This window comes from Actibacterium sp. EMB200-NS6, assembly GCF_001305615.1.
Classification (GTDB): domain Bacteria; phylum Pseudomonadota; class Alphaproteobacteria; order Rhodobacterales; family Rhodobacteraceae; genus Actibacterium_A; species Actibacterium_A naphthalenivorans.
Genome location: NZ_CP010869.1, coordinates 769,566 through 782,903 on the forward strand (window position 1 = coordinate 769,566; position 13,338 = coordinate 782,903).

17 protein-coding genes are annotated in these 13,338 nt (G+C 65.8%); 11 read left to right on the plus strand and 6 right to left on the minus strand.

Translation table 11 applies throughout. The features are described 5' to 3' along the window. The first annotated feature begins 71 nt into the window (after nt 1-71). The 4 genes from TQ29_RS03880 (at nt 72) to TQ29_RS03895 (ending at nt 2,918) form a co-directional block, all read left to right on the plus strand. The gene (locus TQ29_RS03880) at nt 72-1,358 is read left to right on the plus strand and encodes a lipoprotein-releasing ABC transporter permease subunit (RefSeq protein WP_054538097.1); all 1,287 of its coding nucleotides are present in this window, start codon (nt 72-74) and stop codon (nt 1,356-1,358) included. After that, nucleotides 1,351-2,028 (plus strand): ABC transporter ATP-binding protein, encoded by a 678-nt coding sequence (locus tag TQ29_RS03885; RefSeq protein ID WP_037204181.1) that lies wholly within the window; start codon nt 1,351-1,353, stop codon nt 2,026-2,028. Before TQ29_RS03880 ends, TQ29_RS03885 begins: the two co-directional genes overlap by 8 nt. Before the next feature lie 78 nt (nt 2,029-2,106). Further along, nucleotides 2,107-2,505 carry a c-type cytochrome gene (locus TQ29_RS03890; RefSeq protein ID WP_037204275.1) on the plus strand — a complete coding sequence of 133 codons (399 nt, stop codon included), beginning with the start codon at nt 2,107-2,109 and terminating at the stop codon, nt 2,503-2,505. Then, nucleotides 2,502-2,918, plus strand: a complete 417-nt coding sequence (locus TQ29_RS03895; RefSeq protein ID WP_054538098.1) for a L,D-transpeptidase — start codon at nt 2,502-2,504, stop codon at nt 2,916-2,918. The genes TQ29_RS03890 and TQ29_RS03895 overlap by 4 nt, the downstream gene beginning before the upstream one ends. Nucleotides 2,919-2,920: 2 nt before the next feature. On the opposite strand, the gene TQ29_RS03900 is transcribed toward TQ29_RS03895, so the two are convergent. After that, a complete protein-coding gene (locus TQ29_RS03900) occupies nt 2,921-3,367 on the minus strand; it encodes a DMT family transporter (RefSeq protein WP_054538099.1) in 447 nt (148 codons plus the stop codon). 169 nt (nt 3,368-3,536) lie between these two features. Here TQ29_RS03900 and TQ29_RS03905 point away from each other — a divergent pair, with 169 nt between their 5' ends. Beyond that, nucleotides 3,537-3,938: a c-type cytochrome gene (locus TQ29_RS03905; RefSeq protein WP_054540311.1), complete on the plus strand. Its 402-nt coding sequence runs from the start codon at nt 3,537-3,539 to the stop codon at nt 3,936-3,938. 30 nt (nt 3,939-3,968) lie between these two features. On the opposite strand, the gene parE is transcribed toward TQ29_RS03905, so the two are convergent. Continuing rightward, nucleotides 3,969-5,927, minus strand: a complete 1,959-nt coding sequence (gene parE / locus TQ29_RS03910) for a DNA topoisomerase IV subunit B (protein WP_037204169.1) — start codon at nt 5,925-5,927, stop codon at nt 3,969-3,971. Between the two features lie 203 nt (nt 5,928-6,130). Here parE and ppk2 point away from each other — a divergent pair, with 203 nt between their 5' ends. The 3 genes from ppk2 (at nt 6,131) to TQ29_RS03925 (ending at nt 9,140) form a co-directional block, all read left to right on the plus strand. Continuing rightward, the gene (ppk2, locus tag TQ29_RS03915; RefSeq protein ID WP_082386510.1) at nt 6,131-7,081 is read left to right on the plus strand and encodes a polyphosphate kinase 2; all 951 of its coding nucleotides are present in this window, start codon (nt 6,131-6,133) and stop codon (nt 7,079-7,081) included. A gap of 63 nt (nt 7,082-7,144) precedes the next feature. Beyond that, on the plus strand, nt 7,145-7,741 hold the full coding sequence (locus TQ29_RS03920; RefSeq protein WP_054538100.1) for a cyclopropane-fatty-acyl-phospholipid synthase family protein: 597 nt from the start codon (nt 7,145-7,147) through the stop codon (nt 7,739-7,741). Nucleotides 7,742-7,790: 49 nt separating this feature from the next. Next, nucleotides 7,791-9,140, plus strand: a complete 1,350-nt coding sequence (locus TQ29_RS03925; RefSeq protein WP_037204160.1) for an MATE family efflux transporter — start codon at nt 7,791-7,793, stop codon at nt 9,138-9,140. 51 nt (nt 9,141-9,191) lie between these two features. On the opposite strand, the gene TQ29_RS03930 is transcribed toward TQ29_RS03925, so the two are convergent. Together TQ29_RS03930 and TQ29_RS03935 are read right to left on the minus strand one after the other, a co-directional pair. Continuing rightward, nucleotides 9,192-9,602 (minus strand): hypothetical protein, encoded by a 411-nt coding sequence (locus TQ29_RS03930; protein WP_054538101.1) that lies wholly within the window; start codon nt 9,600-9,602, stop codon nt 9,192-9,194. Nucleotides 9,603-9,616: 14 nt separating this feature from the next. Continuing rightward, a complete protein-coding gene (locus tag TQ29_RS03935; RefSeq protein WP_054538102.1) occupies nt 9,617-10,819 on the minus strand; it encodes a pyridoxal phosphate-dependent aminotransferase in 1,203 nt (400 codons plus the stop codon). An 87-nt stretch (nt 10,820-10,906) separates the two neighbouring features. Here TQ29_RS03935 and TQ29_RS03940 point away from each other — a divergent pair, with 87 nt between their 5' ends. The 3 genes from TQ29_RS03940 (at nt 10,907) to TQ29_RS03950 (ending at nt 12,156) form a co-directional block, all read left to right on the plus strand. Next, nucleotides 10,907-11,311 (plus strand): helix-turn-helix domain-containing protein, encoded by a 405-nt coding sequence (locus TQ29_RS03940; RefSeq protein ID WP_054538103.1) that lies wholly within the window; start codon nt 10,907-10,909, stop codon nt 11,309-11,311. Then, nucleotides 11,311-11,571: a succinate dehydrogenase assembly factor 2 gene (locus TQ29_RS03945; RefSeq protein WP_054538104.1), complete on the plus strand. Its 261-nt coding sequence runs from the start codon at nt 11,311-11,313 to the stop codon at nt 11,569-11,571. Before TQ29_RS03940 ends, TQ29_RS03945 begins: the two co-directional genes overlap by 1 nt. A gap of 87 nt (nt 11,572-11,658) precedes the next feature. After that, nucleotides 11,659-12,156: a MarR family winged helix-turn-helix transcriptional regulator gene (locus TQ29_RS03950; RefSeq protein WP_054538105.1), complete on the plus strand. Its 498-nt coding sequence runs from the start codon at nt 11,659-11,661 to the stop codon at nt 12,154-12,156. Here TQ29_RS03950 and TQ29_RS03955 read toward each other — a convergent pair. Both TQ29_RS03955 and TQ29_RS03960 read right to left on the minus strand, forming a co-directional pair. Beyond that, the gene (locus TQ29_RS03955; RefSeq protein WP_082386511.1) at nt 12,150-12,899 is read right to left on the minus strand and encodes a DUF1194 domain-containing protein; all 750 of its coding nucleotides are present in this window, start codon (nt 12,897-12,899) and stop codon (nt 12,150-12,152) included. The two genes, TQ29_RS03950 and TQ29_RS03955, sit on opposite strands and share 7 nt — an antisense overlap. Nucleotides 12,900-12,908: 9 nt before the next feature. Next, nucleotides 12,909-13,337, minus strand: a complete 429-nt coding sequence (locus TQ29_RS03960; RefSeq protein ID WP_037204143.1) for a VOC family protein — start codon at nt 13,335-13,337, stop codon at nt 12,909-12,911. Nucleotide 13,338: the final 1 nt, after the last annotated feature.

Here is a 13,338-nt window from a genome sequence, read left to right on the forward strand (position 1 = left end):
GGAAATTCCAAGGGTTTTCCGCGGAGAATCTTTTACCGCGCCCGCCGACGGGCGCAGCACAAGGAGCAGACTTGGCCAACCGCACCGCCCCTTTCGCAGGTTTCGAATGGATGATCGCCTGGCGCTATCTGCGCGCGCGCCGCGCCGAGGGCGGGGTCAGCGTGATGACCTGGATCAGCCTGATCGGCATCACCCTGGCCGTGTTCGCCCTGATCGCCACCCTGTCGGTGCGGGCCGGGTTCCGGGCGGAATTCGTGGATACGATCCTCGGCGCGAACGCCCATGTCACCGTCTACAATTCGCTGCGGGTGACCGAAACCGGGCAGACCACGCGCACGATCGCCGACTATGCCGAAATGGCCGGCCGCATCGCAGCGGTGCCGGGGGTTACCCGCGCCGCGCCGCTGGTCAAGGGCCAGATCATGGCGTCGTCCCTGGGGCGCAATGCCGGGGCAGAGGTTTACGGCATCGCCCTGGACGACCTGAAAACCATCCCGCGCATCGCCGCCCCCGAGGATTTCAGCGGTGATATCGACAGGCTGAACGACGGCATCGCCATCGGTTCGGGCATCGCGCAATCGCTTGGCGTGGCGGTGGGCGACCGGGTCAAGCTGATCTCGCCCGAGGGGGTCAAGACGGCCTTCGGCACCTCGCCCCGCGTCAATGCCTATGAGGTGGTCTATATCTTCACCGCCGGCCGCTATGACATCGACCGCACCCGCATCTACATGCCCTTCGACGAGGCGCAGCGCTATTTCAACCGTGAAGGCGTGGCCGACGAGATCGAGGTGATGGTGCGCGATCCCGAAAACGTTTCCGCCCTGTCCGCCGCCCTGCTGGGTGCCGCGGGCGAAGGCACGAGGCTGTGGAGCTGGCGCGATGCTTCGGGTGCCTTCCTGCGGGCGCTGGATGTCGAAGATAACGTGATGTTCGTCATCATGGCGATCCTGGTGCTGATCGCGGCGATGAACATCGTCTCCGGCCTGATCATGCTGGTCAAGAACAAGGGGCGCGATATCGGCATCCTGCGCACCATGGGCCTGACCGAAGGCTCCGTTCTGCGGGTGTTTTTCATCTGTGGCGCCTTTGTCGGGCTGATCGGAACCGCGGCGGGGGTGGCGCTGGGCTGCCTGTTCGCGCTTTATATCGACCCGATCTTTTCCTTCGTGAACTACGTCGCGGGCGGCGGCGTCTGGGATCCGTCGATCCGGGGCATCTACAACCTTCCGGCAAAGCTGCAGCCGGGCGATGTGCTGTCGGCGGTGGGTCTGTCGCTGGGCCTGTCTTTTGTCGTCACCATCTTTCCCGCCCGCCGCGCGGCGCGGATGAACCCGGTAGAGGCGCTGCGTTATGAATGATGCCGTGCTGGAGCTGAACGGGATCGCCAAGGCCTATAACAAGGGCACGCCCGGCGAGGTGATGGTGCTGCGCGATGCCGCGCTGCGGGTTCAGCCGGGCGAGGTCGTGGCGCTGGTGGCGCCGTCGGGCGCCGGAAAATCGACGCTGCTGCACATCGCGGGGCTGCTGGATACGCCCGATGCCGGAACGGTTGCGATCAACGGGCAGGACATGACGCGCCTGCCCGACCGCAAGCGTACGGCGGCCCGGCGCAACGACGTGGGGTTCGTCTATCAGTTCCACCACCTGCTGCCCGAATTCACCGCGCTGGAAAACATCGTGCTGCCGCAGCTTGCCAACGGCATCCGCCGCCGCGATGCCGAGGCCCGCGCGCGGGATCTTCTGGGCCGCGTCGGCATCGCCGCGCGGGCCGATCACCGCCCCGCCGCCCTGTCAGGGGGGGAACAACAGCGGGTGGCCTTCTGCCGGGCGCTGGCCAACGCGCCGCGCATCCTGCTGGCGGACGAGCCCACGGGCAATCTGGACCCGGCGACATCGGACACGGTGTTCGGCACGTTGATGGAACTGGTCAAGGGCACCGGCCTGTCGGCGCTGATCGCCACCCATAACATGGCGCTGGCGGCGCGGATGGATCGCACGCTGCGGCTGGAAAACGGGCGCCTTGCCTGATGCGCCGCGCTTGATCCGGGTCAAGGCATGGCGCAGACTGCGGGCCTAGCCTCGCCGCGTGACCGAATGGAGATCCAGATGCGCCTGACCCTGTCCCTGCTGTGCGGTATCGCCCTTGCGCCGCAGCCCTCCTGGGCGGATACAACCGGCTGGGGCGCATTGCTGTATCGCCAGTATTGCGCCACCTGCCACGGGCTGGACGCGCGGGGCGGCGGGCCGATGACCGCGGTGCTGACCATCGCGGCGCCGGATCTGACCGCGCTTTCGGCGCGCAACGGCGGCACCTTCCCGATGCTTGACGTGGTCGGAGTGATCGATGGCCGGGCCGAGCTGCTTGGCCATGGCGGGCCGATGCCTGTCTTCGGCGCCCTGCTCGGCGGCGAAAGTGCGGTGCTTGACGGGCCCGACGGAACGGTGGTCGAAACTTCGGCCGATATCGTCGCCCTTGCCGAATGGCTGGAGACGATCCAGAAATGAGACGCAGCGCGCTCGTGCTGTTGCTGTGCCTTCTGCCAGCCCTGTCGCTGGCGCAGGCCGTCACGGTGCGCATCGACCTGTCGGATCAGAAGATGACCGTGTTCGCGCGCGAAGAACGGCTTTACGAATGGCCCGTCTCCACCGCGCGCGAAGGCAAATGTACCCCGGTCGGCACGTTCACCCCGGTCTGGATGACGCCGTTTCACCGCTCGACGATCTACAACGGCGCGGCGATGCCCTGGTCGATCTTCTTTCTGGGCAATTACGCGATCCACGGAACCGAGGCGGTGGGTCAGCTTGGCGCGCCCGCCTCGGCCGGCTGCATCCGTCTTGCGCCCGAAAACGCCGAAACGCTGTATCACATGGTCGAAAAGGCCGGGCTGAAAGACACCCGCGTGGTGATCGCGGAATAGGTTCAGGCCCGCAAGGTCACGAACACGCCCACCGCCATTACCGCGATTCCGGTGGCGCGGGTGGGCGTCAGCGGCTGGGGCAGGGCGCCCATCAGCCCGAAATGGTCGATCGTGGCGGCCGAGACGAGCTGCCCCAGCAGCACGAAGAACACCGCGTTTCCGACACCGAAACTCGGCGCGATCCAGGTGATGGACAGCACGTAGAACGCGATCAGCCCGCCCGCCAGAAACAGGTGTTTCGGGGCCCCGGCCACTGCCTTCAGCGGGCCGGGGCCGGTGAGCAGCAGAACCACGCAGGCGCACAGCAGCGCGACGGCGAACAGGCAGGCCGCGGCGGCGGCCGGGCTGCCCAGCCGAATCCCCAGCGCCGCGTTCAGCGCCGCCAGCACCGGAATGCCCAGCCCCGCCGACAGCATGATCGCGGCGAATTTCAATGTGGTGATATCCATCTGCGGCCTCCGGGCTATGCGCGCACAGGCTAGCGAGGCCGGCGCGCCGTGCAAAGCCGCAATCGGCGGGTGGGCAATCCATCGCAGGCCGCGCGAGCGACAGGATCATTGCGCGCCGCAAATGCTCATGTCAGGCTGGGCGCAAACGAACCGGCAAAGGGGCAAGGCGATGCGGCGAAACAGGATTGTGGCTTTGATCGGGGCGGCGGCGCTGCTGGGTGGTTGCGTGCAGGAGTCACAACAGGTCGGGCGCGCCAATTTCGAGGCGTATTGCGCCGGATGCCACGGCGACAACGCGCGCGGCAACGGGCCTCTGGCCGGCGAGCTGGAGGTGGCCCCGCCCGACCTGACCCTGATCGCCCTGCGCAACGGCGGTGATTTTCCCATGACCCGGGTGATGTCGGTGATTGACGGCTACACCCGGGCCGATCAGCACGGATCGACCATGCCCGAATTCGGCGCCTTGCTCGAAGGGCCGACGGTGATGGTGGAATACGAGGGCGGGGTGATGACCCCGACCCCGGCCACGCTGGTGGCGCTGGCGAATTATCTGGAGAGCGTGCAGCGATAGGGCGGTGCGGGCCACGCAGTCGGCGGCCCGCTAGATATCCAGCTCTTCCACGAATTGCGCGTTCGCCTGGATGTACTGAAACCGCATCTCCGGCTTCTTGCCCATCAGCCGTTCCACAAGATCGGCTGTCTCTCCCGGCTCGTCCTCGTCGATGCTGACCCGGATCAGCTTGCGCGTCTCGGGGTTCATCGTCGTGTCCTTCAGATCCTTGGCGTCCATCTCGCCCAGACCCTTGAAGCGGCTCACGTCGATCTTGCCCTTGCCGCCCAGCCCCTTGGCCAGCCATTCGTCGCGCTCCGCCTCGTCCAGGCAATAGACGCGGCGCGCGCCCTGGGTCAGCCGGAACAGCGGCGGGCAGGCGAGGTAGAGATGCCCGCGGTCGATCATCGGGCGCATCTGGGTGAAGAAGAAGGTCATCAGAAGGCTGGCGATATGCGCGCCGTCCACATCGGCATCGGTCATGATGATGACCTTGTCATAGCGCAGGTCATCGACGTTGAACTTGGTGCCCATGCCCACCCCCAGCGCCTGGCACAGGTCGCTGATTTCGGCATTGGTGCCCAGTTTGGAGCTGGCCGCCCCCAGCACGTTCAGGATCTTGCCGCGCAGCGGCAGCAGCGCCTGGTTCTTGCGCTCGCGCGCCATCTTGGCCGAGCCGCCGGCCGAGTCGCCCTCGACGATGAAAAGCTCGGTACCCTCGCGGTTGGCGCTAGAACAATCGACCAGCTTGCCGGGCAGGCGCAGCTTCTTGGTGGCGGTCTTGCGCGCGGTTTCCTTTTCGGCCCGGCGGCGCAGGCGTTCCTCGGCCTTCAGCACCAGATAATCGAGGATGGCGCCGGCGGCCTTGGTGTCAGCGGCCAGCCAGTTGTCGAAATGGTCACGCACCGCGCCTTCGACAAGGCGTGCGGCCTCGGTCGTGGCCAGGCGGTCTTTGGTCTGTCCGACGAATTCGGGCTCGCGGATAAAGCATGACACCAGCGCGCAGCCACCCGTGACCAGATCGTCGCGGGTGATGTCCTTGGCCTTGCGGTTGTTCACCAGCTCGCCGTAAGCGCGGATACCCTTCAGCACGGCGGCCCAGAACCCGGCCTCATGGGTGCCGCCCTCGGGCGTGGGCACGGTATTGCAGTAAGACTGGATGAAGCCGTCGCGCGAAGGCGTCCAGTTGATCGCCCATTCCACCGAACCGGGCTGGTTGAACTTTTCCTGAAAGCTGACCTTGCCGGCAAAGGGCCGGTCGGCATAGGTGGCGGCCTTGCCCAGCGTTTCGGTCAGGTAGTCGGCCAGCCCGCCGGGAAAGTGAAACGTGGCTTCGGTGGGGGTTTCGCCATCGTCGATCGCCGATTTCCAGCGGATCTCCACCCCCGAAAACAGATAGGCCTTGGAGCGGATGGATTTGAACAGCCGCGCGGGCTTGAACCGGTGCTTGCCGAAGATCTGCTCGTCGGCATGGAAGGTGACGGTCGTGCCGCGCCGGTTCGGGGCCGGGCCGACCTTGGCCACCGGGCCTTGCGGGATGCCGCGCGAAAACTCCTGCGCGAACAGTTCGCGGTTGCGCGCCACCTCGACCCGCATGTGATCGGACAGCGCGTTGACGACCGACGCGCCCACCCCGTGCAGCCCGCCCGATGTCTGATAGGCCTTGCCGCTGAACTTGCCGCCCGCGTGCAGGGTGCACAGGATCACCTCCAGCGCGGATTTTCCGGGGAACTTGGGATGCGGGTCGATCGGGATGCCGCGGCCGTTGTCGCGGATCGTGACCGAGTAATCGGCGTGCAGCTCCACCTCGATGCGGTTGGCATGGCCGGCCACGGCCTCGTCCATCGAGTTGTCCAGCACCTCGGCCACCAGATGGTGCAGCGCGCGTTCGTCGGTGCCGCCGATATACATGCCGGGCCGTTTGCGGACAGGCTCCAGCCCTTCCAGAACTTCGATGGAGGAGGCATCGTATTGGTCGGGATCGGCCCCGGAGAGGAGGTCGTTGGCCATGGGGTGCTGCTCTTTATTGGTGCTTTGCTTGGGGTCGTATTAGAGCAGGAGAGGGGGGGCGGGGCAATGGGGATTGGCGGGGATTGGCGCCGGGCGCGCAACCGCGCCGGGGGCCGTTGTTGTGTAACATTTATTTGACACCCATCAAGGCGCCGCGGCGCCGCATCGGATACCATACCGGAAATTTTTCAACGGAGATGCTTATGACCGATGCCGCCCCCGCCCTGAACGCCGCCCTGCCGAAATCCGCCGCCAAGCCTGCGGCGGCAAAGCCCACGCCGGCCACGATCGCCCATGCGTTCGAAACCGGCGAATACCCCTATGACACGCGGCTGTCGCGCCGGTCCTACGAGGTGCAGAAGGCCAGGCTTCAGGCGGAATTGCTGAAAGTGCAGATCTGGGCGCAAGAGACCGAGCAGAAATTCGTGATCCTGTTCGAAGGGCGCGACGCGGCCGGCAAGGGCGGCACGATCAAGCGGTTCATGGAGCATCTGAACCCGCGCCAGGCCCGGGTGGTGGCGCTGAACAAGCCGACATGGGAAGAAAAGGGCCAGTGGTTCTTTCAGCGCTATATCTCCGAACTGCCCACGGTGGGCGAAATGGTGTTCTACGACCGCTCGTGGTACAACCGCGCCGGGGTCGAGCGGGTGATGGGCTTTTGCTCGCCCAACGAATATCTGGAATTCATGCGCCAGACGCCCGAGTTGGAGCAGATGCTGGTGCGCTCGGGCATCCGGCTTTACAAATACTGGTTCTCGGTCACGCAAGACGAACAGCGCGCCCGCTTCAAGGCGCGCGAGACCGACCCGCTGAAACGCTGGAAACTGTCGCCGATCGACAAGGCCAGCCTGGACAAGTGGGACGATTACACCGAGGCGAAAGAGGCGATGTTCTTCTACACCGACACTGCCGACGCGCCCTGGACTGTCATCAAGTCGAACGACAAGAAACGCGCGCGGCTGGAATGCATGCGCCATTTCCTCAGCTCGCTTGATTATCCCGGCAAGAATCCCAAGATCGCCCATGCGCCGGACCCGCTGATCGTCAACGGGGCGCAGCATGTCATTCACAAGTCGGACCATATTCTGGGCGCCTCGATGCATCCCGAATTGCGCAAGGGGCGTGCGGAGGAGGAGGAGGGCAACGCGGTTTGAACGCGCCCCCGCGCCGCGCTATCCTGCCGCCAGAGGGGGCACCGGACCGGAAAGGGGGATGCCATGTGGAATGACCGTTTCGCGGACGAGGGCTATCTGTTCGGCAAGGAGCCTTCCGCATTCCTGCTGCGGGCCAGGCCCTGGCTGCGGCGGGGGCAGAGCGCCCTGTCCGTCGCCGATGGCGAGGGGCGCAATTCGGTGTGGCTGGCGCAGCAGGGGCTGCGGGTCACGGCGATGGACAGCGCGCCCAACGCCATCACGAAGGCCCGCGCCCTGGCGGCGGAGCGCGGGGTGGCCGTGGATTTCCGCCTGGGTGACATCACCACATGGGATTGGGGCGCGGCACAGTATGATGTCGTGGTGGCGATCTTCATCCAGTTCGCGGGCCCGGCGCTGCGCGAGCGGATCTTCGACGGGCTGAACCGGGCGCTGAAGCCGGGCGGGCTGTTGCTGCTGCACGGCTATGCGCCGCGACAGGTGGGCTATGGCACCGGTGGCCCGCCGCGGCGCGAGAACATGTACACCACCGACATGCTGCGCAGGGCGTTCGGTGGCTATGAGTTTCACCGGCTGGCGGATTTCGACGCCGAGGTTTCCGAAGGGCAGGGACATTCCGGCCTGTCGGCGCTGATCGACCTGATTGCGACAAAACCCGCCTGAGCCTGCTGCCCCTCTTGCCGTGCAAGGATGGCTCGCCTAAGGGGGCGGCATGAGCCCGCCTTTGACATATGCCCAACATGCGCGCGCGACGCTGGCGCTTGGCCTGCCGCTGATCGGCAGCCATCTGGCGCAGTTTGCCATCAACCTGACGGATGCGGCGATGCTGGGCTGGTACGACGTGGAAGCGCTGGCCGCCCAGGTGCTGGGCGGCACGCTGTTTTTCGTGCTGCTCATCATGGGATCGGGCTTTGCCTGGGCGCTGGTGCCACTGGTGGCCACCGCCGCCGCTTCGGGCGAGGAACGGCAGGTGCGGCGCGTGACCCGGATGGGGCTGTGGATGTCGATGGCCTTTGCCCTGCTGACCCTGCCGGTGTTCGCGTTCGCCGGCCCGATTCTGCTTGCCGCCGGGCAGGCGCCGGGGGTGGCCGGGCTGGCGCATCAGTATCTGGCGATCACCGGGTGGGCGATCGTGCCGGCGCTGCTGGTCATGGTTCTGAAAAGCTATCTGGCCGCGCTGGAGCGGACCCGGGTCGTGCTGTGGGTCACGCTGGGGGCGGTCGCGGTGAATGCGCTGGTCAATTACATGCTGATCTTCGGCAACTGGGGCGCGCCCGAGCTGGGCATTCGCGGGGCGGCCTGTGCCTCGCTCGCGGTGCAGATCGTTTCCGCGCTCGCGCTGATCGTCTACACCGCCCGGGCAACGCCGGAACATGCGCTGTTCCACCGGCTCTGGCGCCCCGACTGGGAGGCATTCGGGCAGGTGTTCCGCCTGGGATGGCCGATCGGGCTGACCAGCCTGGCCGAGGTGGGCCTGTTCTCGGCCTCGTCGGTGATGATGGGCTGGCTCGGCACGCTGCAACTGGCGGCGCACGGGATCGCGCTGCAGATCGCCTCGGTGGTGTTCATGGTGCATCTGGGCCTGTCGAGCGCGGCGACGATCCGTGCCGGGCGGGCGCGCGGGCAGGGTGACACGCTGGGCCTGCGCCGGGGAGCGACGGTTGCCATCGCCCTGTCGCTGCTGGTGGCTGTACTGACCGTTATCGCGTTTCTTGCCGTTCCGGTGCCGTTGCTGGGCCTGTTCGTGGCGCCGGACGATCCGGCCCGGGCCGAGGTGCTTGCCATCGGCACGGTGCTTCTGGCCGCCGCGGCGCTGTTTCAGCTGGGCGATGCGGCGCAGGTGATGGCGCTGGGGCTGCTGCGCGGGGTGCAGGATACCCGCGTGCCGATGGTGATGGCCGGTATCAGCTATTGGCTGGTCGGGATGCCGGTAAGCTATGTGCTGGGATTCGTGCTGGGCTGGGGCGGGGCGGGGATCTGGCTGGGGCTCGCCTCCGGGCTGGCGCTGGCGGCGGTGCTGATGATGACCCGGTTCTGGCGCCATGCGGTTCGGCCCGCGTGAAGAGATTTCTTGCCTCCGGCGGGGATATTTGGGGAAAGATGAAGGGGCCGGTCAGCCCTTGTCGGCACTCATGATCCGTTCGGCCTTTTTGCGCACCAGCACCGAGCGCAGATCGTGCATGGCCAGCAGCAGCGCGTCGGTCACCATGTCGAGCTGATCGGCGGTGGCGCGCGACTGGGCCCATTGGGTGGTGAGGTTCAGGTGATCGACCGCGCGCAGGATATCGTCGATGTCCCGTTCGGCGAGCACCGCGCGGCGGTCGACGATCCAGCCTTCGATGACCGCGATATCGGCGGCCGACAACACCCGGTCGCCATGCGGCCGGATCTCGCCGCTGCGGATATTGACCACCGCGATCTGATCCATGTCGATGCGGCGCTGGCGGTTCTCGGTGTCGATCCGGAACACCAGCGCGCCGTTTTCACGGATGCGGAAGTAATAGTCTGGCAGTTCGCCGGCCATGCGGGGGCCCTTTGTCAGGTCAGGGTGGCGCAGAAATCCCGGATGCGGGTGCAGGCTTCTTTCAGCGCGTCGTCGGATGTGGCGTAGCTGACGCGGAAATTGGGGGACAGCCCGAACGCCGCGCCGAAGACCACGGCCACGCCCTTTTCCTCGAGCAGCGCTTTCGCGAAGGTTTCGTCATTGTCGATCTTCACGCCGCCGGCCGAGGTCTTGCCGATGCAGCCCGCGACCGACGGGTAGACATAGAACGCGCCTTCCGGCACCGGGCAGGAAATCCCCTCTGCGGCATTCAGCATCTCGACCACCATGTCGCGGCGGCGCTGGAACACCTTGTTGTTCTCGGCGATGAAATCCTGCGGGCCGTTCAGCGCCTCGACCGCCGCCCATTGGCTGATCGAGCAGGGGTTGGAGGTGCTTTGCGACTGGATCTTGCGCATCGCGGCGATCAGTTTTTCCGGGCCCGCGGCATAGCCGATGCGCCAGCCTGTCATGGCATAGGCCTTGGACACGCCGTTGCAGGTGAGTGTGCGGTCATAGAGCCCCGGTTCGACCTGCGCCGGGGTGCAGAATTCGAAATCGCCGTAGGTCAGGTGTTCGTACATGTCATCGGTCATCACCCAGACATGGGGGTGGCGCATCAGAACGTCGGTCAGCTCTTTCAGCTCGGCGCGCGTGTAGCCCGCCCCGGTCGGGTTGGAGGGCGAGTTGAAGATGAACCATTTGGTCTTTGGCGTGATCGCCGCCTCGAGCTGATCGGCCGTCAACTTGAAGCCGGTCTGGATGGATGCCTCGGCGATCACCGGTTCGCCGCCGGCCAGCAGCACCATGTCGGGGTAGCTGACCCAGTAGGGCGCGGGGATGATCACCTCGTCTCCGGGGTTCATCGTGGCCACCAGAGCGTTGTAGAGGATCTGCTTGCCGCCGGTGCCCACGGACACCTGCGCGGGGGTATACTCCAGCCCGTTGTCGCGCTTGAGCTTGGCGCAGATCGCCTCTTTCAGTTCGGGGATACCGTCGACGGCGGTGTATTTCGTCTTGCCGGCGTCGATGGCGGCCTTCGCGGCCTGCTTGATATTGTCGGGCGTGTCGAAATCCGGCTCTCCGGCGCCGAGGCCGATGACGTCCTTGCCCGCGGCCTTCAGCTCGCGCGCCATGTTGGAGACGGCGATGGTCGGCGAGGGTTTCACCCGGTCAAGTGTCGCGGAAAGAAAGGGCATGGTCGCCTCCGGTTTGAAAACGCATGACTTCTCTCATAGGGTGCGCGCGAAGGCCGTTCAAGCAGGTTCGGCGGAAAGGCGGAAGCGATGCAGAGCGAAACAGACGGCGAGAACGACTGGTATTCGGACGAGGCCGCGACATTCGGCGACCGGATGGCCGGCGCGCGCGAGGCGCTGGGGCTGACACAGGCGGAGCTGGCCAGGCGCATGGGGGTCAAGCTGAAAACCGTGCGCGCCTGGGAAGAGGATCTGAACGAGCCGCGCGCCAACAAGCTCCAGATGTTGGCGGGGGTGCTGAACGTATCGATCATGTGGCTGCTGAACGGCGAGGGCGACGGGCTCGACGCGCCCGAGCAGGAGGTGCCGGTCTCGCCGGACATGCGCGATCTTCTGACCGAGATACGCGGAGTCAAATCGGAGATGGGCCTGTTGGCCGACAAGCTGGGGCGGCTGGAAAAGAAGCTGCGCGCAACGCTGAAAGAGGGGATGTGATGCAGGAAACGCATGAAAACCGGCTCAAACGGATGGTGATGCGCGCCGGGCATCGCGGGATGAAGGAGATGGATATCATCCTGGGCAATTTCGCCCGGTCCGAGCTGGCGGCCATGGCCACGGTCGAGCTGGATGCGCTGGACGCGCTGATGGAGGAGAACGATCAGGATCTCTATCGGTGGGTCACCGGGCAGGCGCAGCCGCCCGCCGCCTTTGCCGGTCTGATCGAACGGATCGCCGTGCATGCCGGTGCCCGCTGAGCGCGCGCAGGCGTGATGCGGCCTTAACCAAATCTTCTGACCTTGGCGTTTATCCCTGTTCCCACGCAGTGACGGACGGAGTGACAGATGAGTATCCAAGGCCCTATTTCGGCGCCGGCGCGCCCCGGATTCATGTCGGGGTATCTGGAGGCGCTTGCATTGGTGGAGCGGCTGCACCGTCTGCTGCTTGATGTCATCAAGGATGAGTTCGAACGGGTCGGCGTGCCCGAGATCAACCCGGTTCAGGCGCTTCTTCTGTTCAACGTCGGCGACAACGAGGTGACGGCGGGCGAGCTGAAAAGCCGTGGCTACTATCAGGGGTCGAACGTGTCCTACAACCTCAAGAAACTGGTCGAGATGGGCTATATGCACCACCAGCGGAGCGAGGTTGACCGCCGTTCGGTGCGTGTCCGGCTGACCGCCCGTGGGCGGGAGGTGCGCGATCTGGTGGGCGATCTGTTCGCCCGCCACGCCGAGGGGCTGCAGGAACGGGGTGTCATCGGCATGGACGGGCTGGAGAATATCACGGCCTCGCTGCGCCGGATGGAACGTTACTGGACCGATCAGATCCGTTATATCTACTGATCCGGGGCCAGCCGGGCCACGCTGAGGCCCATGAGTTCCTTCAGCAGTTTGCGCACCATCGCATCCTCGAATTCCCTGAACCCGTGCGCCGGCTCGACAAAGGCGCCGGGCCCCTGAATGACCTCGGCCCGGAAATAGGCCGTCAGTTCCGCGGCCGCATCGCCGGTCTCTTCGCCGATGACGAGCGCGTTGATCGTGAGGCCGCGCAGCAGGGTATCGGGCCGGACCTCGCGCGGGCGCGGCCCGTCGTTCGATTCGCCGTCGCCTGTCAGATCCAGCGTGCGGGTCCAGCATCCGGCCTGATCGCGCAGCAAACGGCCCCCGGTCAGAAGCGCGGCGCCGATGGCGGTGGCCTGGCCGGCAAGCTGGCGCCGGGCCCCGGTGATGGCCGCCGCCGCCTCTGTCAGCGTTTGCGCGCTGTCCACTTGCGTCCAGGGCAGAAGGACCGCCTGATCCTCTATGCTGCTCCATTCGTAGACGGCCAGCATCACCGGCGCCTCGGGCATGGCCAGCAGCGCCTGCTGCACCTCGGGGTGAAGCAGCGCCGCCGCCAGCCCGTCGAGCTGAAGCCGGTATTCATGCACATCGACCGAACCCGACACATCAAGCCCGATCGCCAGCGCCTGCCGACAGGCCGCGCCCGCCATCGCGGGCATGACAAGGCCGAGACCAACGGCCATGCCCAGCAGGGCAGGGCGCAGATCTGCATGGGGCGTCTTCAGCGTATTACCTTTCCGCCCCATGTGGAGGGGCTACCAATGGCCGGTGTTTTCCATGCTGGCCCAGGGTTCGGCCGGCTCCTTGGCGCCGCCCGCCTGCAACAGCTCGATCGAGATATTGTCGGGGCTGCGCACAAAGGCCATGTACCCGTCGCGCGGCGGGCGGTTGATGGTCACGCCATTGTCCATCAGATGCTGGCACATCGCGTAGATATCCTCGACCTCATAGGCCAGATGCCCGAAATGACGGCTGTCCGATGGCAACCCGTCGTCGCCGTCCCAGTTCCACGTCAGCTCGACCGGGCATTCCTCCTGCCCGGGCGCGGCCAGATAGACGAGGGTAAAGCGCCCGCCTTCGCTGTCGATGCGCCGCGTCTCCTTCAGGCCGAGAAGTTCATAAAATGCCATGGATTTTTCCAGATCCAGAACCCGGACCATGGTGTGAAGGTATTTTACCTGCATG

Excerpts from the sequence above, each read along its gene's own strand:
- TQ29_RS03885 (WP_037204181.1), top strand. The coding sequence starts at position 1,351 with ATGAATGATGCCGTGCTGGAGCTGAACGGGATCGCCAAGGCCTATAAC.
- TQ29_RS03890 (WP_037204275.1), top strand. The coding sequence starts at position 2,107 with ATGCGCCTGACCCTGTCCCTGCTGTGCGGTATCGCCCTTGCGCCGCAG.
- TQ29_RS03895 (WP_054538098.1), top strand. The coding sequence starts at position 2,502 with ATGAGACGCAGCGCGCTCGTGCTGTTGCTGTGCCTTCTGCCAGCCCTG.
- TQ29_RS03900 (WP_054538099.1), bottom strand. The coding sequence starts at position 3,367 with ATGGATATCACCACATTGAAATTCGCCGCGATCATGCTGTCGGCGGGG.
- TQ29_RS03905 (WP_054540311.1), top strand. The coding sequence starts at position 3,537 with ATGCGGCGAAACAGGATTGTGGCTTTGATCGGGGCGGCGGCGCTGCTG.
- parE (WP_037204169.1), bottom strand. The coding sequence starts at position 5,927 with ATGGCCAACGACCTCCTCTCCGGGGCCGATCCCGACCAATACGATGCC.
- ppk2 (WP_082386510.1), top strand. The coding sequence starts at position 6,131 with ATGACCGATGCCGCCCCCGCCCTGAACGCCGCCCTGCCGAAATCCGCC.
- TQ29_RS03920 (WP_054538100.1), top strand. The coding sequence starts at position 7,145 with ATGTGGAATGACCGTTTCGCGGACGAGGGCTATCTGTTCGGCAAGGAG.
- TQ29_RS03925 (WP_037204160.1), top strand. The coding sequence starts at position 7,791 with ATGAGCCCGCCTTTGACATATGCCCAACATGCGCGCGCGACGCTGGCG.
- TQ29_RS03930 (WP_054538101.1), bottom strand. The coding sequence starts at position 9,602 with ATGGCCGGCGAACTGCCAGACTATTACTTCCGCATCCGTGAAAACGGC.
- TQ29_RS03935 (WP_054538102.1), bottom strand. The coding sequence starts at position 10,819 with ATGCCCTTTCTTTCCGCGACACTTGACCGGGTGAAACCCTCGCCGACC.
- TQ29_RS03940 (WP_054538103.1), top strand. The coding sequence starts at position 10,907 with ATGCAGAGCGAAACAGACGGCGAGAACGACTGGTATTCGGACGAGGCC.
- TQ29_RS03945 (WP_054538104.1), top strand. The coding sequence starts at position 11,311 with ATGCAGGAAACGCATGAAAACCGGCTCAAACGGATGGTGATGCGCGCC.
- TQ29_RS03950 (WP_054538105.1), top strand. The coding sequence starts at position 11,659 with ATGAGTATCCAAGGCCCTATTTCGGCGCCGGCGCGCCCCGGATTCATG.
- TQ29_RS03955 (WP_082386511.1), bottom strand. The coding sequence starts at position 12,899 with ATGGGGCGGAAAGGTAATACGCTGAAGACGCCCCATGCAGATCTGCGC.
- TQ29_RS03960 (WP_037204143.1), bottom strand. The coding sequence starts at position 13,337 with ATGCAGGTAAAATACCTTCACACCATGGTCCGGGTTCTGGATCTGGAA.